Raw genomic sequence first — 20,178 nt, 5'->3', positions numbered from 1 at the left:
CACTGTCCCGCCGACGGCCGGGCCGGCCCCCGGCGGGGGCGCGCCTGTTGAGCATGCGGGCGCGGCGGATAGGCTGAACCCGTGAGTGAATCAGGCAGCAATGAACTTGGCAGGCACCGGCTCGGCCGGCACAGCACCGCGGAACTGAGCCCCGAGCTGGATGACTACCAGCTCGCCGAGGCGCTGGTGCGGGAGGCCGGCAACCTGGCGCTGTTGATGCGGCAGGCCGGACTTGAGGGCCACCGCAAAACCTCGGTATCCGACGTCGTCACCGCCGCCGACCATGCCGCCGAAGCCTATGTGCTCGAGCAGCTGCAGCGCTGCCGGCCCGACGACGGCATCCTCGGCGAGGAGGGCGCGTCCAAGCAGGGCACCAGCGGCCGCACCTGGGTGATCGACCCGGTAGACGGGACATATAACTTCCTCCACGGCTCCAGTTACTGGTGCTCGGCGCTCGCCCTGAAGGACTCCTCCGGGGCACTCCTGGGTGCGGTGTTCCAGCCGGAGGCGGACAAGCTCTGGCTCGGCGGCACCAGCCGGGCCGCCACGCTCAACGGCGAGGTCCTGACCAGCTTCGGCCGTCCCGCGGACGGCGGCCGGGGCCGGAACGAGGCGCCGGTGGCGGAACTCGGTGCGGCGACCTACATCCACCCCACCTGGCTGGCCGATCCGATGTGCGCCATGCCATGGCATGCGGCGGCGACGGCCGCCGCGGCCCTGCGGATGTTCGGGTCCGGCTCCTGTGACCTTGGCCGCGTAGCCGACGGCGAGCTCGACTGCTGGTTCCAGCACAGTTCCCCGGAATGGGACTGGCTGCCGGGCCAGGCGATCGTGCACGCTGCCGGCGGCACGACCGACGTCGTGCGCGTCAACGGACTGGACTGGCACGTGGCCGGAGGAACGACGGCGGTGCGGCAGCTTCGTGCCGCGCTGGAGTCCGCCTCCATCGGCTGAGCCACCGGACGCCGGACCGCCCTCCCCTCTGACGTACATGCTCAGTGCTCAGCTCTAGGAGTGGGCATACCGGCGTATGCCCACCCCCAGGCCGGGCTGACGGGCATGTCCGTCAGGGTGGGCGGGCGGGCCTTTGACGGACGTGCCCGGTCCTGGGCGCCACCGTTGGGCATGCCGGGATATGCCCAGTCCTGGGTAGCACTGTTGGGCATGTCCGATCGTGGGGTGGCGGCCCTCTGACGGACATGCTCAGTGCTCAGCTCTAAGCATGGGCATGCCGGGATATGCCCGGTCCTGGGCCGGACTGACGGGCACGTCCGCCGGTCCGGCCCGGGTGCGGGGCGGGCCGTCGGTGCCACCGCCTAGACTTGTTAACACCATGGATATGTTGTTTGACCCCTATGCCGACGGACCCTTCCAAGCTGCCTCCCATCCGGCCGCGCCCGCCAAGGCGTCCGGGAGCCGGGGGGCCGGCAGCGGCATGCCGGACCTTGCCCCGGCCTACGGATCGGGCGCCCCGGCAGGCGTCCCGGCCGCAAACGGGGGTTGGAACAACGCGCCCGGCGGCGGCACCAACCACGGCGGCCCGGGCAACCAGGGCGGCGATCACCACGGGAATTCATCCCACCACGGCGGCGCCGGCCACGGGGACCACCACCGCCTGCCGCAGGCCGAAGAGCTGCTCCAGGGACTGAACCCGCAGCAGGAAGAAGCCGTCAAGCATGCCGGCAGCGCCCTGCTCATTGTTGCCGGCGCCGGCTCCGGCAAGACCCGGGTGCTCAGTAACCGCATCGCCTACCTGATCGCCACCCGCCGGGCCCACCACGGCGAGATCCTGGCCATCACCTTCACCAACAAGGCCGCGGCGGAAATGCGCGAGCGGATCGAGCAGCTGGTCGGCCCGCGCGCCAAGACCATGTGGATCTCCACCTTCCACTCCTCCTGCGTCCGGATCCTGCGGCGCGAGGCGTCCAACGTCGGGCTGAACTCGAACTTCTCCATCTACGACTCCGCCGATTCGCTGCGCCTGATCACGCTCGTGGCCAAGAACCTGGACCTGGACCCGAAGCGCTTCGCGCCCAAGGCCATCCAGCACAAGATCTCCGCGCTCAAGAACGAACTGATCGACGCGGACAGCTATGCCTCCAGCGCCAACTACAACGACCCCTTCGAGCAGGCCGTCGCCGAGGTCTTCAAGGGCTACACCCAGCGCCTGCGGCAGGCCAATGCCATGGACTTCGACGACCTGATCGCCGAGACCGTCTACATGTTCCGGGCCTTCCCCGCGCTCGCCGACTCCTACCGCCGCCGCTTCCGCCACGTGCTCGTGGACGAGTACCAGGACACCAACCACGCCCAGTACGCCCTGGTGCGCGAGATCGTGGGCGAGGGCCCCGGCGCGGCCGAACTCACCGTCGTCGGCGACTCGGACCAGTCCATCTACGCCTTCCGCGGCGCGGACATCCGCAACATCGTGGAGTTCGAAAAGGACTACCCGGATGCCCGTACCATCAAGCTCGAACAGAACTACCGCTCCACCCAGACCATCCTCAGCGCCGCCAACTCGGTGATCTCGCGCAACCCCAACCGGCCCGAAAAGCGGCTCTGGACGGCGGAGGGCGACGGCGAGAAGATCGTCGGCTATGTGGGGGAGAACGAGCACGACGAGGCGCAGTTCATCGCCAAGGAAATCGACCGGCTGCAGGACGAGGGCAACCTCCGCCCGGGCGACGTCGCGATCTTCTACCGCACCAACGCCCAGTCCCGCTCGATCGAGGACGTCCTGGTCCGCGTCGGACTGCCCTACAAAGTGGTTGGCGGCACCCGGTTCTACGAGCGCAAGGAAATCAAGGACGCCCTCGCCTACCTGCGGGTGCTGGTCAACCCGGACGACGACGTCAACCTGCGCCGCATCCTCAACGAGCCCAAGCGCGGCATCGGCGACCGGGCCGAGGGGGCCGTCGCCTCGCTGGCCCAGCGGGACCGGATCTCCTTCATGGCCGCCGCCCGCCGCGCCGACGAAGCGCCGGGCATGGCCACCCGTTCCGTCAACGCCGTCCTGGGGTTCGTGAAGCTCCTCGACGACCTGGCCGAGGTGGCCGCCGGCTCCGGCGCCGCCGCGGCCCTGGAAGCCGTCCTGGAGCAGACCGGCTACCTCGCCACGCTCCGCTCCAGCACCGACCCGCAGGACGAATCCCGGGTGGAAAACCTCGCCGAACTCGTTGCCGTCGTGCGTGAATACGAACGGGACAATCCAGAAGGCTCGCTCGGCGCCTTCCTGGAGCAGGTCTCCCTGGTCGCCGATGCCGACCAGATCCCGGACGCCCCGGGCGCCGACGCCGAGGACACCGCCGCCGCCGTCGCCGAGGCCAAGCGGCTCGGCGTCGTCACCCTGATGACGCTGCACACTGCCAAGGGCCTGGAGTTCCCGGTGGTGTTCCTGACCGGCATGGAGCACGGGCTCTTCCCGCACCAGCGCTCGGCCACGGATCCCAAGGAGCTGGCGGAGGAACGCCGGCTCGCCTACGTGGGGCTGACCCGCGCCCGGAAACGGCTCTACCTGACCCGATCCGAGGTCCGCAGCATGTGGGGCCAGAGCCAGTACAACCCGGCCAGCCAGTTCATCGAGGAGATTCCGGCCGAGCTGGTCGAATGGAAGCGCGAGGGAACCGTCCGCCAGGCCGGCGGCTGGGGCGGCGGATCGATCGGGTCCAGCCGCTACAGCGGCTCCTTCTGGGGCGCCGGCACCGCCCGCGGCACCGGCGCGGATTCCGCCGCCGGCTTCAACGCCGACGTCCCCGCCGCCATCGCGAAAAACCGCGTCCAGCCCCAGAAGGAGATCGTCGCCGTCGGGGTGGGGGACAAGGTCAACCACACCAGCTTCGGCAACGGCACGGTGCTGGCCGTCGAGGGCGCGGGGGACAAGACGGTCGCGAAGGTGAAGTTCGACGTCGGCGAGAAGCGGCTGCTGCTGCGTTACGCCCCGCTGACCAAGCTCGAGGCCTGACCGGGCCGGCGGGGCCGCCGGGCATAATGGAGGCCATGCAACGGACGATCCTGGGGATACTGGCCGGCCTGGCCCTGCTGGCCACCTCGGCGTGCACCATCACGCAAAAGGACCCGGACTACGTTCCGCCGGCACCACTGCCGCCCCTGGAACAGCTCCGGCAGGCGCCGCTGACCGACCCCACCGCTCTGGGCTCGGGCCAGGACTACCTGAGCTTCGTCACCGCCGACCGCAACATCGTCTGCTCCCTGACCTCGGCCCGGGGCGAGCACGTCAACCTGCCGTATGAGCCGAACTCCTTCGGCGCCAGCGGCAACGGCAAATGGGCCACCGTGCCGGTGGCGCACTGCGAACTCGCCGCCTACCCGAAACCCGAGGCGAAGGACATCCGCGACGACTGCTCCGGCACCGGCCTCGGCTACCTCGGCGGCACGGCCCTGCTGACCCCGGACAAGGCCGTCTACGGCGAGTGCCGCTCCGGCGTCACACAGCAGGAGGCGGAATTCGGTCCCAAGGGCACCCGCAAGGGTCCGATCTCGCAGCTTCCCGTCCTCGAGGACGGGAAGAACGTCGAGCGCAACGGCCTGCGCTGCTCCGCGTACGACGGCGGCGTCGCCTGCGGAAACATCTCCGCGGGGGTGGCGTTCTTCATTTCGCGGGACCGTTACGAACTGGTCCGGGCACCCTCGCAAACCGCCTCCCCGGCGCCGTCGGAGGCCCCGAAATCCCCGTAATCTAGCGGTTTTTCTACGCCCAATAGAATAGTGTCCTTACTCACATAAGCGGTACTCTGGGTCGGGCTGGTCCCCGCGAAGGACTAGAGTTCCCAAAGGAGCATTGCGCCGTGTGGCTCGTTTCCAAGCTTGTCGCAGGGTGCGTTTATTCCGCAGCCCGGTCACCGCAAATGCGTGGCGTCCGGCTGTACAGAAACTACTTCGACGTAGAAGGACACTAAACCGTGGACCTGTTTGAATATCAGGCGCGCGATATGTTCGAGGCGCACGGTGTACCCGTGCTTGCTGGCATCGTGGCGCACACCCCTGAAGAAGCAAAGGCAGCTGCCGAGAAGATCGGCGGCGTAACTGTCGTCAAGGCACAGGTTAAGGTCGGTGGCCGAGGCAAGGCCGGCGGCGTTAAGGTCGCAAAGACCGCCGATGAAGCGCTGGAGCACTCCACCAACATTCTCGGCATGGACATCAAGGGCCACACCGTCAACAAGGTGATGATCGCCCAGGGTGCGGACATCGCCGAAGAATACTACTTCTCCGTCCTGCTGGATCGAGCCAACCGCAACTACCTGGCCATGTGCTCGGTCGAAGGCGGCATGGAGATCGAGCAGCTCGCCGTCGAGCGCCCGGAGGCGCTGGCCAAGGTCGCGATCGACCCGGCCGTCGGCATCGACCAGGCCAAGGCCGACGAGATCGTCGCCGCCGCAGGCTTCGCTGAGGAACTGCGCGGCAAGGTCGCCGCCGTCATCCTCAAGCTCTGGGACGTCTTCAAGAAGGAAGACGCCACCCTCGTGGAGGTCAACCCGCTGGTCAAGACCGGCGCCGGTGACATCGTTGCCCTCGACGGCAAGGTCTCCCTCGACGAGAACGCCGACTTCCGCCACCCGAAGCACTCCGCCCTGGAGGACAAGGACGCCGCGGATCCGCTCGAGGCCAAGGCCAAGGCGCAGGACCTCAACTACGTCAAGCTCGACGGCGAAGTCGGCATCATCGGTAACGGCGCCGGCCTGGTCATGTCCACGCTCGACGTCGTCGCCTACGCCGGCGAGAACCACGGCAACGTCAAGCCCGCCAACTTCCTCGACATCGGCGGCGGAGCCTCCGCCGAGGTCATGGCCGCCGGCCTCGACGTCATTCTCGGCGACGAGCAGGTCAAGTCCGTCTTCGTCAACGTCTTCGGCGGCATCACCGCCTGCGACGCTGTCGCCAAGGGCATCGTCGGCGCTCTCGCCGAGCTCGGCCACTCCGCGAACAAGCCGTTGGTCGTCCGTCTCGACGGCAACAACGTCGAGGAAGGCCGCCGCATCCTGGCCGAGGCCAACCACCCGCTGGTTACCCTGGCCGCCACCATGGACGAGGGCGCCGACAAGGCTGCCGAGCTCGCCAACGCAGCTAAGTAAAGGGACACGACTATGTCTATTTATCTGAACAAGGACTCCAAGGTCATCGTCCAGGGCATCACCGGCGGCGAAGGCACCAAGCACACCGCCCTGATGCTCAAAGCCGGCACCAACATCGTCGGCGGCGTCAACGCCCGCAAGGCCGGCACCACGGTCCTGCACGGCGATAAGGAAATCACCGTCTTCGGCACCGTCAAGGAAGCCATGGCCGAGACCGGCGCCGACGTCTCCATCGTCTTCGTGCCGCCGGCCTTCACCAAGGACGCCGTCGTTGAGGCCATCGAGGCCGGCATCGGCCTGGTCGTCGTGATCACCGAGGGCGTGCCGGTCCAGGACTCCGCCGAGTTCTGGGCTCTGGCCCAGTCCAAGGTGGACGCCAACGGCAAGCAGGTCACCCGCATCATCGGACCGAACTGCCCCGGCATCATCACCCCGGGTGAGGCGCTCGTCGGCATCACCCCGGCGAACATCACCGGCAAGGGCCCGATCGGCCTTGTCTCCAAGTCGGGCACCCTGACCTACCAGATGATGTACGAACTGCGCGACCTGGGCTTCTCCACCGCCATCGGCATCGGCGGCGACCCGGTCATCGGCACCACGCACATCGACGCCCTCGAAGCGTTTGAAGCTGATCCCGAGACCAAGGCGATCGTCATGATCGGCGAAATCGGCGGCGACGCCGAGGAGCGGGCCGCGGATTACATCAAGGCCCACGTCACCAAGCCGGTCGTCGGCTACGTGGCCGGCTTCACCGCCCCGGAAGGCAAGACCATGGGCCACGCCGGTGCCATCGTCTCCGGCTCCGCGGGCACCGCCCAAGCCAAGAAGGAAGCCCTCGAGGCTGCCGGCGTCAAGGTCGGCAAGACGCCGTCCGAGACCGCCAAGCTGCTGCGCGAAGTTTACGCCGCACTCTAGGCCGTCCCTGCTGCGTCCCGCAGCGCTGCGACACCGCAACGCGGGGCCGCCTCCGGTCCATCCCCTGGGATGGCGGAAGGCGGCCCCGCGTTCGCTGTTTAACCGGGCCCGTGCCGCCGGAGGCCCGCGCTTCGTCTAGTAGGGTGGAGGAGAGGCAATGCGCCCGGTCCGGGGCGCGCAGGCAGGGGATCACCATGGCAGAGACGCGGCGGACACTGGTCGACGTCGTCGTGGACCAGGTCCTCGAATACATCCTCAGCGGGCAGATCAAGCCCGACGACGCCCTGCCGCCGGAAGCGGACATCGCCAAGGAATCCGGCGTCAGCCGGCTCACCGCCCGCGAAGCGATGAAGGCGCTCAAGGCGCAGAACGTGGTGTACGTCAAACGCGGCCTGGGCACCTTCGTGAACCCGCCTGAGCGCTGGACCGGCCTGGACGCGATCATGCGCGCCGCCTCCCGGGGCGTGGCCTCGGACCAGGTGGCGCTGCGCCTGCTCGAAGTCCGGCGGATGGTCGAGACCGGCGCAGCGGAACTGGCCGCCTCCCGCCACACCGAGGCCGACCTGGCCGACCTGGCCGAGAGTGTCCGCCTGATGGAAGCCGCGCACCACGCCGGCGACGTCGAGGCGCTCACCGTGGCGGATATCGCCTTCCACGACACCGTGCTGCGCGCCTCCGGCAACCCCTTCGTGCCCGCCCTGCTCGGCCAGCTCTCCACCCTGCTTTTCGCCATGCGGCGGGAGACCTCCGCGTTCCCCGACGTGCAGCGGCACGCCATCCACCACCACAAGCAGGTCCTGGCCGCAGTCGCATCCGGCGAGCCCGCGGCCGCACGCTCGGCCATGGACGCACACATCACCCAGACTTTCGAGGACTACGAACGCTACCTCGCGGTCGCCGCCCGCGGCGCCGCCGCCAGCTGACCCACCCGACGGGCGGCCCGGCCCGGCGCGTCCGGCCCTGCCGCGCCGCAGCGCCCGGCCCTGCCGAGCGCGGCCGAGCCCGCCGTTGTCCGGCCGATGCCGCCGTCGTCCGGTCGGGCAGGGGCCCGCGACGCATTCCGTGAGCTGTTGACCCGGCCCCTCCGTGTGATTAGAATCTCAGACAGATATCAGACATCTGACATCATCGATTGTCACGAATGCCGCCAGCCAAAGGAGTCTTCATGCGCGCGCACGTCCCTGCCCTGGGTACCACGAATACCGGTGGAGGCCCGCGATGACCTCCCTGACCGCCACCCCGGCCCTGAGCGAACTGGGCCAGACCACGCTGCGCAAGGTGCGCCGCCGGCTCATGCCCCTGATCGTCCTGCTCTACTTCATCGCCTACCTTGACCGTAACAACGTCGGCTTCGCCAAGCTCGGCATGCAGGGCGATATCGGCCTCACCGAAGCCGCCTACGGCCTCGGCGCCGGCATCTTCTTCCTCGGCTACGCCTTGCTGGAAATCCCCAGCAACGGCGGCATGTACCGCTACGGCGCCCGCAAGTGGATCGCCCGCATCCTGATCACCTGGGGTATCTTCGCCACCGCGATGTTCCTGGTCAACGGCGAGACCACGTTCTACATCGTCCGCTTCCTGCTCGGTGCGGCCGAGGCCGGCTTCTTCCCGGCCATCCTGTTCTACCTGACCCTCTGGTTCCCGGCCGCGCAGCGCGTGACCGTGCTGGGTATCTTCATCCTCGCCCAGCCGATCTCCAACGCCCTGGGCGCTCCGGTCTCCGGCATGCTGCTGGGCCTTGAGGGTGTCGCCGGCCTGCACGGCTGGCAGTGGCTCTACATCATCGAGGGCATCCCGGCCATCGCGCTGGGCATCATCACCCCGTTCGTGATGACCGACCGGCCCGAACACGCCAAGTGGCTCAAGCCCGAAGAGCGCGAGTGGCTCTCCAGCACCATGAACAAGGAACTGGCCGAGAAGCAGAAGTCCGGCAACCACAACTTCCTTGCCGGCCTGAAGGACCCCCGCACCCTGGCCTACTCGGCCCTGTACTTCGGGCTGGTTTGCGGCATCTACGGCCTGGGCCTCTGGTTGCCCACGATCGTCAAGGCGCTGGGCAAGTTCGACTCCGTCCAGGTCGGGTTCATCGTCTTCATCCCGTACGCCATCGCGGCGGTGTTCGTGTACTTCTGGAGCAAGCGCTCGGACCGCACCGGCAACCGGGTCTGGCACGCCAGCACCAGCATGGTGCTCGCCGCCGTCGGCCTGCTCGGCGCCGGCTTCCTGCTGCCGGTCAACGCCGTGCTCGCCATGGTCTTCCTGACCCTCGCGGCCATGGGCATCTACTCCGCGATCGCCCCGTTCCTGGCCATGCCCTCCGCAGCCCTGACCGGCGCCGCCGCCGCGGCAGGCCTCGCAATGGTGAACTCGCTCGGCAACCTCGGCGGCTTCGTCGCCCCGTACATCGTCGGCCTCCTCAAGGACGCCACCGGCAACAGCCAGAGCGGACTGGTCTTCCTGGCCGCCTGCCTGGCGGTCACCGCCGTCGCCACCTACCTCTACGCCCGTAACCGTCCGGAAGGCGTCTCCGCCGCCGCGGCCGACTCCGTCACCGAAAGCCACTAGGAACCACCCATGACTGAAACCAGCACCTTCCCCGCCGAACGCACGGTCGTCCTGACCGGAGCCGCCTCGGCCCGCGGCATCGGCCGCGCCACGGCCGACCGGCTGGCCCGCGACGGCTGGTCCATCGCGATCCTGGACATCAACGCCGAAGACGCCAAGGCCGCCGCCGCGGAAATCGGCTCCAACCGGGCCGTCAAGGCGCTCGGCGTCGGCGCCGACGTCTCGGACGAGGCGTCCGTCGACCGGGCGATCAGCGAAATCGAGGCGTCCCTGCCGCCGATCGTCGGGCTGGCCAACCTGGCCGGCATCAGCTCCCCGACGCCGTTCATGGAAACCTCCGTCGCCGAATGGGACAAGGTCTTCGCGATCAACATGCGCGGCACCTTCATCGTTTCGCAGCGGGTCCTCAAGGGCATGATCGAACGCCGGCTCGGCCGGATCGTCAGCGTCTCCTCGATCTCCGCCCAGCGCGGCGGCGGCACCTTCTCCAAGGTCGCCTACAGCGCGTCGAAGGCCGGCATCCTCGGCTTCACCCGCGCCCTGGCCCGGGAAGTCGGCGAGTTCGGCATCACCGTCAATGCGGTCGCACCGGGCCCGATCGACACCGACATCATGGGCGGCACGCTGACCGAGGAACGGAAGGCCGCCATGTCCGAGGGCATCATGATGGGCCGCGTGGGCACCCGCGACGAGGTCGCCGCCCTGATGGCATTCCTGCTCAGCGAGGACGCCGGCTACATCACCGCCGCGACCTACGACATCAACGGCGGCCTCCAGGTCTCCTGACCGGACGCTTCCCAGGACGTGCCGTGCGGCTCCAAGCCGCACGGCACCACCCGGAAGGACCACAGCATGACCCACGAAACCTCCCCGGCCGGAACGGCTGCCCCCGCTGCCGCCGCCCCCGAGCCGGTGCGACTGCCCGATGCCCGGCAGCGGATCCGTGCCTACCGTGAGGCGACCGGCCGGCGGACGGCCGTGCTCGACGACGATCCGACCGGCTCGCAGTCCGTGCACGGCGTCTCCGTCGTCACGGTCCTTGAAGCCGACGAGTACGCCGCGGCCCTGGCCGAACCGGCGTCGACCTGCTTCATCCTGACGAACACCCGCAGCCTGGACGAGGCCGACGCCGTCGCCCTGAACCAGGAAGCGGGCCGGGCCCTGTTCACCCTGGAAGCCCGCCTCGGCGTGCCCCTGGACGTGGTCAGCCGCAGCGACTCGACCCTCCGCGGCCACGTCATGGCCGAGATCCGGGCCCTCGACGCCGTCCGACGCGAAGTCGCCGGCCGCGGTTTCGACGGCGTCCTGCTAGCCCCGTCCTACTTCGAAGCCGGCCGCTTCACCGCCGGCGACGTGCACTGGGCCATGGTGGGCGGCGAACCCGTCCCGGCCGGTGAAACCGAATTCGCCAAGGACGCCACCTTCGGGTACCGCTCCTCGGACCTCAAAGACTTCGTCGCGGAAAAGAGCGGCGGCACCGTCCACCCGGACCAGGTGCTCAGCATCGGCCTGGACGACATCCGGACCGGCGGGGAGGACCGGGTCGCCGAGATCCTGCGCGCCGCGACCGGCCTGCAGCTCATCATCGTCAACGCCACCGAGTTCGCCGACCTCGAAATCGTGGTCCTGGGCCTGCAACAGGTCCAGCGCGAGGGCAAGGTCTTCCTGCACCGCACCGGCCCGTCCTTCGTCCGCGCCCTCGCCGGCCTGGATCCCAAGCCCACCCTGCAGGCGCAGGATATCTGGCCCGGCGGACGCCCCGCCGGGCACGGGCTCGCCGTCGTCGGCTCCCACGTCGGCCAGACCGCCCGCCAGGTCGCCGCGGCGCAGGCGCGCGGCGGCGTGACCGAGGTCGAGCTGTCCGTGGCCGAGCTGATCGACCCGGCAGCCCGTGCCGGGCACATCGCGGCCACCGCCGAACGGGTCGTCGGCGCCCTCGCCGACGCCGACGTCCTGCTCTACACCTCCCGCACCCTGCTCAAGGGCGCCGACGCGGCGGCCAGCCTGGAAATCGCCCGCAGCGTCTCCGCCGCCGTGATCGAGGTGGTCAAGGCCGCCCTCGCCGCCCGGCCCGCCTGGGTGATCGCCAAGGGCGGCATCACCTCGCACGACGTCGCGGTCCGCGGCCTCGGCATCCGCCGGGCCACCGTGCTGGGCCAGCTGTTCCCCGGCATGGTCTCGGTGCTCCGCCCGGATGAGGCGGCCCCCGGCGTGCAGGGCATGCCGTATGTCGTCTTCGCGGGCAACGTCGGCGACGAAAACGCGCTCGCCGACACCATTGAACTCTTCCGCGGCACCACGTCCGCGGCGCATGAAAGGAAGTAGCCCGATGAGCAAAGTCGGATGGATCGGACTGGGCGCGATGGGCGGCCCGATGGCTGTCGTGCTGGCCAACGCCGGACACGAGGTCACGGCGTTCGACGTCGCCGACGGACGGGCGCAGTCCCTGGCAGTCCCCGGCCTCACCCCCGCCGCCACGGCCAAGGAAGCGGTGGCCGAGGCCGACGTCGTCGCCCTGATGGTGGCGACACCGGCCCAGGCGGATGCCGTGCTCTTCGGCCCGGACGAACTCGCCGCGGCCCTGCGTCCGGGCACTGTGGTCCTGCTGATGGCCACGGTCGGCCCGGCCGCCGTCGTGTCGCTGGCCGAACGGCTGGCACCGTTCGACGTCGAACTGGTGGACGCCCCGGTCTCCGGCGGTACCAAGCGCGCCGCCACCGGCGACCTGCTGATGATGGTCAGCGGCTCCGAGCGGGCCCTCGCCGCGGTCCGGCCGCTGCTGGATGCGATGGCGAGCTCAGCGCCGGTGGTGGGAGCCGCCGTCGGCGACGGCCAGAAGGTGAAGCTGGTGAACCAGCTGCTGTGCGGTGTGCACATCGCCGCGGCGGGGGAGGCCCTGGCCTTCGCGGAGGCGCTCGGCCTGGACCCGAAGGAGACCTGGGAGGTGCTGCGCGCCGGTGCGGCGGCGTCGTTCATGTTTGATGACCGCGGTTCCCGGATGGTAGATCCGGACAACACCGAGGTCCGCAGCGCCCTGGATATCTTCGTCAAGGACATGGGGCTCGTGGTGGACGCAGCGCGGGACAGCACCTACCCCGCCCCGCTGGCCTCCGCCGCCGAGCAGCTGTACCTTAGCGGCCGGCGCGCCGGCCTGGGCCGGCGGGACGACTCGTCCGTGATCGAGGTGCTGCGCGGGCGGTAGCGCCCGCGGTTACGGCTATAGGATTCCAAGTATGGCAATCAAGGATCAGGCCTCCCGGGGCGTCAGCAGGCAGGTCCTCGCCGACCATGTCTACGAGGCGCTGCTCATCGCGCTGATGGACGGCCGGCTCGAAGCCGGCACGCCGGTCAGCATCGACGGGATGGCCCGGGAGCTGGACGTCTCGCCGACGCCTGTCCGGGAGGCGCTGGCCCGGCTCGAGGCCACCGGGATGGTGCGCCGCACCGCCCTGCGCGGCTACCGGGTGGCGCCGCTGTTCACCGCGGCGGAGCTCGCGGACCTGATGGACGCGCGCCTGGTGATCGAGCCGGCCAACGCCTTCATGGCCTGCGGCCACGCCGACGCCGACCTCACCGCCCAGCTGTCCCAGGCCATCGACGATCTGAAGGCCGCGCCGCGGGGGCCCTCGTTCGCCGAGTTCCGCGCCTACTGGGAAGCCGACGAGCGCTTCCACCGCCTCATCGCCGAGCACGCCAACAACCAGTTCCTGCTCTCCGCGTACAACGCCCTCGGCGGCCAGGTGCAGCGGTTCCGGTTCTTCGGAGGCCTCGGCGTCACCGACGCGGACTTCGCGATCGCCGAACACACCGAAATCCTGCGCGCCTTCGAGTCCGGCGACGCCGACCTGGCGCGGCGGAAGATGATCGAGCACATCGAAGGCGTGAAGCAGCGCTCGCAGCACGACAGCGAAGTGCACGACAGCGAAGTGCGCAACTAGGCCGGACGGCCTCTAACCGCCCCGCGCCGGCGCCCGCCGGAAGGTTCACGTGGCAGAAACCTCTTGACAAGGTCTTCGTAGCCGGTGAATCCTATAGGAAATGTGATTCAAGATTTGGAGTGACAATGTCGTACACCGCTGAAAACTGGCCCATCACCGCGGCCCTCCTGCAGTTCCCGGGTACCCGCCCCGACGGAACGTCGCTCCAGGATGCCCCCGCCTCCGACTGGCAGCAGGTGTTCGAGGAAGTCGCCGATGCCGGCTTTGCCAACGCCGACCTGACCGACAGCTGGGTGCGTCCCGGTGACCTCAGCCCGGCCCGGCTGGAGGAGTTCGGCGCCGCGGCCCGAGCCGCGGGCGTCGGCCTGCCGGTCATCTCCGCGATCCGGCGCAGCGTCATCGACGCGGCCAACTGGGAAGACAACCTGGCCTACACGCACCGCACCCTCGACGCCGCCGCAGCCTTGGGCTGCGAGGTCGTCTCGATCGGCCTGCACCAGGCGCTGACCCCGGCCCAGCGCGAGCAGCTCTGGTTCTGGACCGTGGAGGGCCACAAGGACCCGGTGGGGGACAAGGAGACCTGGAACAAGGCCGTCACCCGCATCCGCGAGGTCGGCCGGCACGCGGCCGAACTCGGGCTGCTTGTCTCGCTCGAAATGTACGAGGACACCTACCTCGGCACCGCCGACTCCTCGGTGCAGCTGGTCCAGGACATCGACCTCACCAACGTTGGCCTCAACCCGGACATCGGCAACCTGATCCGCCTGCACCGTCCCATTGAGGACTGGCGCGAGATGGTCCACAAGACGCTGCCCTACGCCAACTACTGGCACGTCAAGAACTACTTCCGCGACGAAAACGGGGCAAAGAACCAGTTCGTCGCCATCCCGGCACCGATGGAAGCCGGCCTGATCAACTACCGCGAAGCGTTCCAGTTCGCGATCTCGGTCGGATTCCAGGGCATCATCTGCACCGAGCACTACGGCGGCGACGGCCTCAGCGTCACCGCCGCCAACCAGGACTACCTGCGCCGCCAGGTCCTGCCCAAGCGGGAGGGCTACGCCCTCGGCACCTCCCTGGTGGCCCAGGGACGGCAGCAGCCCGCGGCCGTTTCCGCAGTCTAGGGCAGCGGCGCCCCGGCGTCCCGCCCGTCCAACCGCCCCAACCGGTTCAACGAGGAATCATGACCAAGATATTTGACGATCCCGCAAGCTTCGCCGACGACGCCCTCGACGGCTTCGCCGCGGTCCACCGCCAGTACGTGGCCCGGGTCGACGGCGGCGTGGTCCGCTCCACCGAGACCCCGGCCGGGCAGGTCGCCCTGGTGATCGGCGGCGGCTCCGGCCACTACCCGGCCTTTGCCGGGCTGGTCGGCGCCGGCCTGGCCGCCGGCAGCGCCTGCGGCAACATGTTCGCGTCCCCGTCCGCCGGGCAGGTCTACCGCGTCGCCAAGGCCGCGGAAACCGGCGGCGGGGTGCTGCTCAGCTACGGCAACTACGCCGGCGACGTGCTCCACTTCGGCCAGGCGCAGGAGCGGCTCAACGCCGAGGGCATCGAAACCCGGACCGTGCTGGTCACCGATGACATCGCCAGCGCCCCGCTGGCCGAAATCACCAAGCGCCGCGGCATCGCCGGGGACCTGACCGTCTTCAAGGTCGCCGGTGCCGCCGCCGAGGCAGGCCTGGACCTCGACGCGGTGGAACGGCTGGCCATCAAAGCCAACCACCACACCCGGTCCCTCGGCGTCGCCTTCGCCGGCTGCACCCTGCCCGGCGCCGCGGAACCGCTGTTCACGGTGCCCGAAGGCATGATGTCGGTCGGACTGGGCATCCACGGCGAACCGGGGATCTCCGAACAGCCCCTGCCGACCGCCAGCGAGCTGGCCTCCCTGCTGGTGGACGGGCTGCTCAAGGACAAGCCGGACGCCGCGGGGTCCCGGGTGGTGCCGATCCTCAACGGGCTGGGCACCGTCAAGTACGACGAGCTGTTCCTCCTGTTCGGCAAGATCGAGGCCCTGCTGACCGCAGCCGGCCTGGAGATCGTGGAACCCGAATGCGGCGAACTCGTCACCAGCCTGGACATGTCGGGGCTGTCCCTGACGCTGTTCTGGCTGGACGAGGAACTGGAACAATTCTGGTCCGCCCCCGCCGACACCCCGGCCTTCCGCAAGGGCAACCTCGCCCCGCGCCGGGCCCGGTCCGTCGCGGTCCAGGCAGGGGCCGGGACGGCGACGGCGTTCACGGCCACCGCCGCGTCGGCCGCGCTGGCCGGCACCGCCGTCCAGGCGCTCAAGGTGGCGCAGTCCGCCGTCGTCGAACACGAAGAAGCCCTCGGCAAGCTCGACGCCATCGCCGGGGACGGTGACCACGGCATCGGCATGCGCCGCGGCGTGGACGCCGCCGTCGCCGCGGCGGAGCAGTCGCACGCCGCCGGAGCCGGGCTGGAAGAAGTCCTCGCAGCGGCCGGCGAGCAGTGGGCCGAGCGCGCCGGCGGGACCTCGGGCGCCCTTTGGGGCGCCGCGGTTACCGCTGTCGGCCGGGCCCTGGGCAGCAAGGACACCTACACCGAGGCGGACGCGGCCGCCGCCGTCGACGCCCTCCGGGACGCGATCCTCACGCTCGGCAAGGCCGAGGCGGGGGACAAGACCATGGTGGACGCGCTGCTGCCGTTCGCCGACGTCTTCAACCGGGGCATCGACGACGGCGACGGCCTGGTCCGCAGCCTGCGGACGGCCGCCGACGCGGCCGCCCGGGCCGCCGACGCGACGGCCGGGCTCAGCCCCAAGAAAGGCCGGGCCCGCCCCCTGGCCGAAAAGAGCGTGGGCCACCCCGACCCCGGGGCCGTGTCTTTCGGCCTGATCGCGGACCGGGTCGCCGACTACGCAGCCTCGATCGAACGCAGCTGAAGGAGTACCCCATGACAGAACCTACAGAAACCACAGCACCCGGCGCCGCTGAGGCCCGCCCGGGCTGGCGGATCGTCGTCGGCAACGACGAAGCCGGCGTTGAATACAAGAATGCCCTGCGCGCCCTCCTCGAGGCCGACCCCCGGGTCGCCTCCGTCGAGGACGTCGGCGTCGGCGCCGACGACACCACCGCCTACCCGCACCTGGCCGTCGCGGCGGCCCGCAAGGTCGCCGCCGGCGAGGCCGACCGCGCCCTGCTGATCTGCGGCACCGGGCTGGGGGTGGCCATTTCGGCCAACAAGGTGCCCGGTATCCGCGCCGTCACCGCCCACGACAGCTACTCCGTGGAGCGGTCCGTCCTCTCCAACAATGCGCAGGTGCTGACCATGGGCCAGCGCGTGATCGGCCTGGAACTGGCCAAGAAGCTGGTCGGCGAATGGCTGGACCACCGCTTCGATGACACCTCCGCATCCGCGGCCAAGGTGGACGCAATCCACTCCTATGAAGGAGCTTCGGAAGGATCGGAAAGCAAATGAGCACTCGTAACATCGCCGTCGTCGGCTCCGGCTACATGGGCGGCGGCATCGCCCAGGTCCTGGCCTTGGCCGGCGCCCGCGTCGCACTCGCCGACGTCTCCGCCGAGATCGCCCAGAGCAACTACGAACGCCTCCTGAAGGAATCCGACGAGTTCGTTGCGGCCGGGCTGTTCCCCGCAGGCTCCACCGAGAAGCTCAAGGAGAACCTCTGGGCCGCCAAGGACATCGAGGAAGCGGTCGCCGGCGCCGACTACATTGAAGAAGCGGTACCCGAGGTCCTCGAGATCAAGCACGCCACCCTGGCCCGGATCAGCGCCGCCGCGCGCCCGGACGCCATCATCGGCTCCAACACCTCCACGATCTCCATCGCGAAACTGGCCGAGGCCGTGGCCAACCCGGAGCGGTTCCTCGGCGTGCACTTCTCCAACCCGGCACCGTTCATCCCCGGCGTGGAGGTCATCCCGCACGAGGGCACCTCCGAGGCCACCGTGGAGACGGCCCGCGCGATCGTGGGGGAGACCGGCAAGGAAACCGCCACCGTCAAGGACGTCACCGGTTTCGTGCTCAACCGGCTGCAGTACGCGCTCTTCCACGAGGCCGCGCAGGTAGTCGAGGAGGGCATCGCGACCGCGGAGGACGTGGACACCATGGTCCGCACCACCTTCGGCTTCCGCCTGCCGTTCTTCGGCCCGTTCGCGATCGCGGACATGGCCGGGCTCGACGTCTACGCCTTCTGCTACAAGTCCCTCCAGACCGGCTTCCCGGAGCGCTTTGCCACCCCGCAGATCCTGCAGGAAAAGGTCGACGCCGGCCAGCTCGGCACCAAGACCGGCTCCGGGTTCCTCAACGTGCCGGCCGAGCGGACCGCCGAACTGGTCGCGTACCGGAACAAGGCCTACGTCGCCATGCAGAAACTCATCGAGGAACTCGGCCCCGCGCCCCTCGCCTGAGCTTCCCGCACGCACCAAACACTTCCCAAGGAGATACCCATGACCACCTTCCCCGCAGAGCGCACCGCGATTGTCACCGGTGCCGTCTCCGAGCGCGGCATCGGCCGGGCCACCGCGGACTACCTCGCCGAGCGCGGCTGGAACATCGGCGTCATCGACCTCGATGACGCCGCCAGCAAGGCCCTGGCCAAGGAGCTGGCCGACAAGCACGGCATCAAGGCCCACGGTGCCGGCGCCAACGTCGGCGACGAGGCCTCGGTCCGCGCCGCGATCGACGAGATCGAGGCCGAACTGCCGCAGCTCGTGGCCCTGGCCAACGTCGCCGGCGTCAGCTCCCCGGTGCCCTACCTCGAGCTCGACGCCGCCGAATGGGACCGGGTGCTCAACATCAACATGAACGGCGTGCACTACGCGACCCGCCGGGCCGCCGAATCGATGGTGAAGAACCGGCTCGGCCGGATCGTGAACATCTCCTCGGTTTCCGCCCAGCGCGGCGGCGGCACGTTCAGCAAGACTCCGTACTCCGTGGCGAAGGCCGGCGTGATCGGCCTGACCCGCGCCACCGCCCGGGAACTTGGCGAGTACGACATCACCGTCAACGCCATCTCTCCGGGCCCGATCGACACCGACATCATGGGCGGCACCCTCAGCGAGGAACGCAAGGACGAACTCGTCAAGGACCTGGTGGTGAACCGGGTGGGCAGCACCCGCGACATCGCGGCCGCGATCCACTTCCTGATCGGCGAGGACGCAGGCTACATCTCCGGTCAGACGCTCAACGTCGACGGCGGCCTGTACATGCACTGACCCGGAGTCCGGAGCTTCATGGCACCGGAAACCACCCAGACCGCGGGCCGCCGGCCCGCGGGGGAACCACCCACCTCATCACTCGAAGGAGAGTGCTGTGTCCGTTACCACCGCAACATCCAAGGAACTTCTGGGCCGCCCGGTCCTGAAGTCCGCGATTTCCAAGGCGGCCCGCCGGCTGATGCCGATGCTGGTCATTCTGTACGTCGTCTCCTTCCTTGACCGGACGAACGTCGGCTTCGCCGAAGCGGCCCTGGGCGCGGACAAGGGCGTCTCCGCCGCGGCGTTCGCCCTGGGCGCCGGCATCTTCTTCATCGGCTACGCGATCTTCGAAATCCCCAGCAACCTGCTGCTGAAGAAGGTCGGGGCCAAGATCTGGCTGGCACGGATCGCGATCACCTGGGGCATCGTCTCCGCCTGCTTCGCGTTCGTGCAGGGTGAAACCTCGTTCGTGATCCTGCGCTTCCTCCTCGGCGTGACCGAGGCCGGGCTCTTCCCGGGCGTCATCATGTACCTCGCCGAGTGGTTCCCGAACAAGGTCCGCGTACAGATGTTCGCCATCTTCTACCTGGCCCAGCCGTTCTCCCAGATGATCGGCAACCCGCTCTCCGGCTGGCTGATCAACATCGGCGACCAGGTGCCGGGCCTGCGCGGCTGGCAGGTGATGTTCTTTGTCGAGGGCCTGCTCGCAGTCCTCGCCGGCATCGCAGCCTTCTTCTTCCTGATCAACGGCCCCGAGAAGGCCAAGTTCCTCAGCGGCGAGGAGAAGTACGCGCTCAAGGAAGTCATGGCCCTGGAGGACAACATCAAGGATGAGACCGGCCCCCGCGGCATCCTCGCCGCGATGCGCAACGGCCGGGTCTGGTATTTCACCGCCATCTACTTCTGCCTGCAGATCGCCGTCTACGGCGTGACCTTCTTCCTTCCGCAGCAGGTCTCTTCGCTGACCGGCCAGAAGGTGGGCCTCGCGGTCGGCCTGCTGATCGCCGTGCCGTGGTTCTTCGGCATCTTCTCCTGCTACTTCATCGGCAAGGCGGCCGACACGGTGGTCAAGCGGCGCAAGTTCGGCACGATCCTGTTCATCTCCACCGGCCTGTGCATCTTCGGCTCGGCCTGGGCGGGCACCAACCACCAGCCGGTCCTGGGCATGATCTTCATTACCCTGGCAGTCTGCAGCTTCCTGGCCGTGGGCCCGGTGGTGTGGTCCTACCCAACGGCTTTCCTGGCCGGTTCCGCCGCGGCCGCCGGCATCGGCCTGATCAACTCGCTGGGCAACCTGGGCGGCTTCGTCGCTCCGATCCTGCGCACCGCGGTCAACGAAGCCACGCATTCGCCAACCGGCTCGATGGGTGTCTATGCCTTGGGTGTGCTGCCGTTCGTGGCGGCGGCGATGATGTTCGCCACCAAGCGGTTCAAGAACAAGGCCGACGAGCTGCTCGACTAAAACCGGCCGACGTACCGCCCCGCACCAAG

General features: G+C 69.1%; 17 protein-coding genes. All 17 read left to right on the top strand.

The window, feature by feature from the left end; all coding sequences use genetic code 11:
• Positions 1-81: 81 nt before the first annotated feature.
• The 17 genes from ACTWLI_RS02780 to ACTWLI_RS02700 all read left to right on the top strand — a co-directional run bounded on the left by ACTWLI_RS02780 (position 82) and on the right by ACTWLI_RS02700 (position 20,149).
• Positions 82-954 (top strand): inositol monophosphatase family protein, encoded by an 873-nt coding sequence (locus ACTWLI_RS02780; protein WP_445155182.1) that lies wholly within the window; start codon positions 82-84, stop codon positions 952-954.
• 385 nt (positions 955-1,339) lie between these two features.
• The gene (gene pcrA, locus ACTWLI_RS02775) at positions 1,340-3,961 is read left to right on the top strand and encodes a DNA helicase PcrA (RefSeq protein WP_445156107.1); all 2,622 of its coding nucleotides are present in this window, start codon (positions 1,340-1,342) and stop codon (positions 3,959-3,961) included.
• A 26-nt stretch (positions 3,962-3,987) separates the two neighbouring features.
• Positions 3,988-4,695 (top strand): hypothetical protein, encoded by a 708-nt coding sequence (locus tag ACTWLI_RS02770; RefSeq protein ID WP_445155181.1) that lies wholly within the window; start codon positions 3,988-3,990, stop codon positions 4,693-4,695.
• Positions 4,696-4,919: 224 nt separating this feature from the next.
• Complete coding sequence (gene sucC, locus ACTWLI_RS02765; RefSeq protein ID WP_056738991.1) at positions 4,920-6,089, top strand: ADP-forming succinate--CoA ligase subunit beta; 1,170 nt, start codon at positions 4,920-4,922, stop codon at positions 6,087-6,089.
• Positions 6,090-6,101: 12 nt separating this feature from the next.
• Complete coding sequence (gene sucD, locus ACTWLI_RS02760) at positions 6,102-7,004, top strand: succinate--CoA ligase subunit alpha (protein WP_445155180.1); 903 nt, start codon at positions 6,102-6,104, stop codon at positions 7,002-7,004.
• Positions 7,005-7,198: 194 nt separating this feature from the next.
• A complete protein-coding gene (locus tag ACTWLI_RS02755) occupies positions 7,199-7,927 on the top strand; it encodes a FadR/GntR family transcriptional regulator (RefSeq protein ID WP_445155179.1) in 729 nt (242 codons plus the stop codon).
• 295 nt (positions 7,928-8,222) lie between these two features.
• Positions 8,223-9,569 carry an MFS transporter gene (locus tag ACTWLI_RS02750; RefSeq protein WP_445155178.1) on the top strand — a complete coding sequence of 449 codons (1,347 nt, stop codon included), beginning with the start codon at positions 8,223-8,225 and terminating at the stop codon, positions 9,567-9,569.
• A gap of 9 nt (positions 9,570-9,578) precedes the next feature.
• Positions 9,579-10,355: an SDR family NAD(P)-dependent oxidoreductase gene (locus ACTWLI_RS02745; protein ID WP_445155177.1), complete on the top strand. Its 777-nt coding sequence runs from the start codon at positions 9,579-9,581 to the stop codon at positions 10,353-10,355.
• A gap of 66 nt (positions 10,356-10,421) precedes the next feature.
• Positions 10,422-11,894, top strand: a complete 1,473-nt coding sequence (locus ACTWLI_RS02740) for a four-carbon acid sugar kinase family protein (protein ID WP_445155176.1) — start codon at positions 10,422-10,424, stop codon at positions 11,892-11,894.
• 4 nt (positions 11,895-11,898) lie between these two features.
• A complete protein-coding gene (locus ACTWLI_RS02735) occupies positions 11,899-12,771 on the top strand; it encodes an NAD(P)-dependent oxidoreductase (protein ID WP_445155175.1) in 873 nt (290 codons plus the stop codon).
• A gap of 31 nt (positions 12,772-12,802) precedes the next feature.
• Positions 12,803-13,507: a GntR family transcriptional regulator gene (locus tag ACTWLI_RS02730; protein WP_445155174.1), complete on the top strand. Its 705-nt coding sequence runs from the start codon at positions 12,803-12,805 to the stop codon at positions 13,505-13,507.
• Positions 13,508-13,632: 125 nt separating this feature from the next.
• The gene (locus tag ACTWLI_RS02725; RefSeq protein ID WP_445155173.1) at positions 13,633-14,631 is read left to right on the top strand and encodes a sugar phosphate isomerase/epimerase family protein; all 999 of its coding nucleotides are present in this window, start codon (positions 13,633-13,635) and stop codon (positions 14,629-14,631) included.
• A gap of 59 nt (positions 14,632-14,690) precedes the next feature.
• On the top strand, positions 14,691-16,412 hold the full coding sequence (locus ACTWLI_RS02720; protein WP_445155172.1) for a dihydroxyacetone kinase family protein: 1,722 nt from the start codon (positions 14,691-14,693) through the stop codon (positions 16,410-16,412).
• Between the two features lie 11 nt (positions 16,413-16,423).
• Positions 16,424-16,948, top strand: a complete 525-nt coding sequence (locus ACTWLI_RS02715) for a ribose-5-phosphate isomerase (protein WP_445155171.1) — start codon at positions 16,424-16,426, stop codon at positions 16,946-16,948.
• On the top strand, positions 16,945-17,898 hold the full coding sequence (locus tag ACTWLI_RS02710; protein ID WP_445155170.1) for a 3-hydroxyacyl-CoA dehydrogenase family protein: 954 nt from the start codon (positions 16,945-16,947) through the stop codon (positions 17,896-17,898). Before ACTWLI_RS02715 ends, ACTWLI_RS02710 begins: the two co-directional genes overlap by 4 nt.
• A gap of 39 nt (positions 17,899-17,937) precedes the next feature.
• Entirely contained in the window at positions 17,938-18,705 is a 768-nt protein-coding gene (locus ACTWLI_RS02705) for an SDR family NAD(P)-dependent oxidoreductase (RefSeq protein WP_445155169.1), read from the top strand.
• Positions 18,706-18,802: 97 nt separating this feature from the next.
• Positions 18,803-20,149: an MFS transporter gene (locus ACTWLI_RS02700; protein ID WP_445155168.1), complete on the top strand. Its 1,347-nt coding sequence runs from the start codon at positions 18,803-18,805 to the stop codon at positions 20,147-20,149.
• Positions 20,150-20,178: the final 29 nt, after the last annotated feature.

It is taken from the genome of Arthrobacter sp. Hor0625, assembly GCF_052567525.1.
Note: the sequence above shows the minus strand (reverse complement) of the source record. Positions and strands in the feature narration are given on the sequence as shown.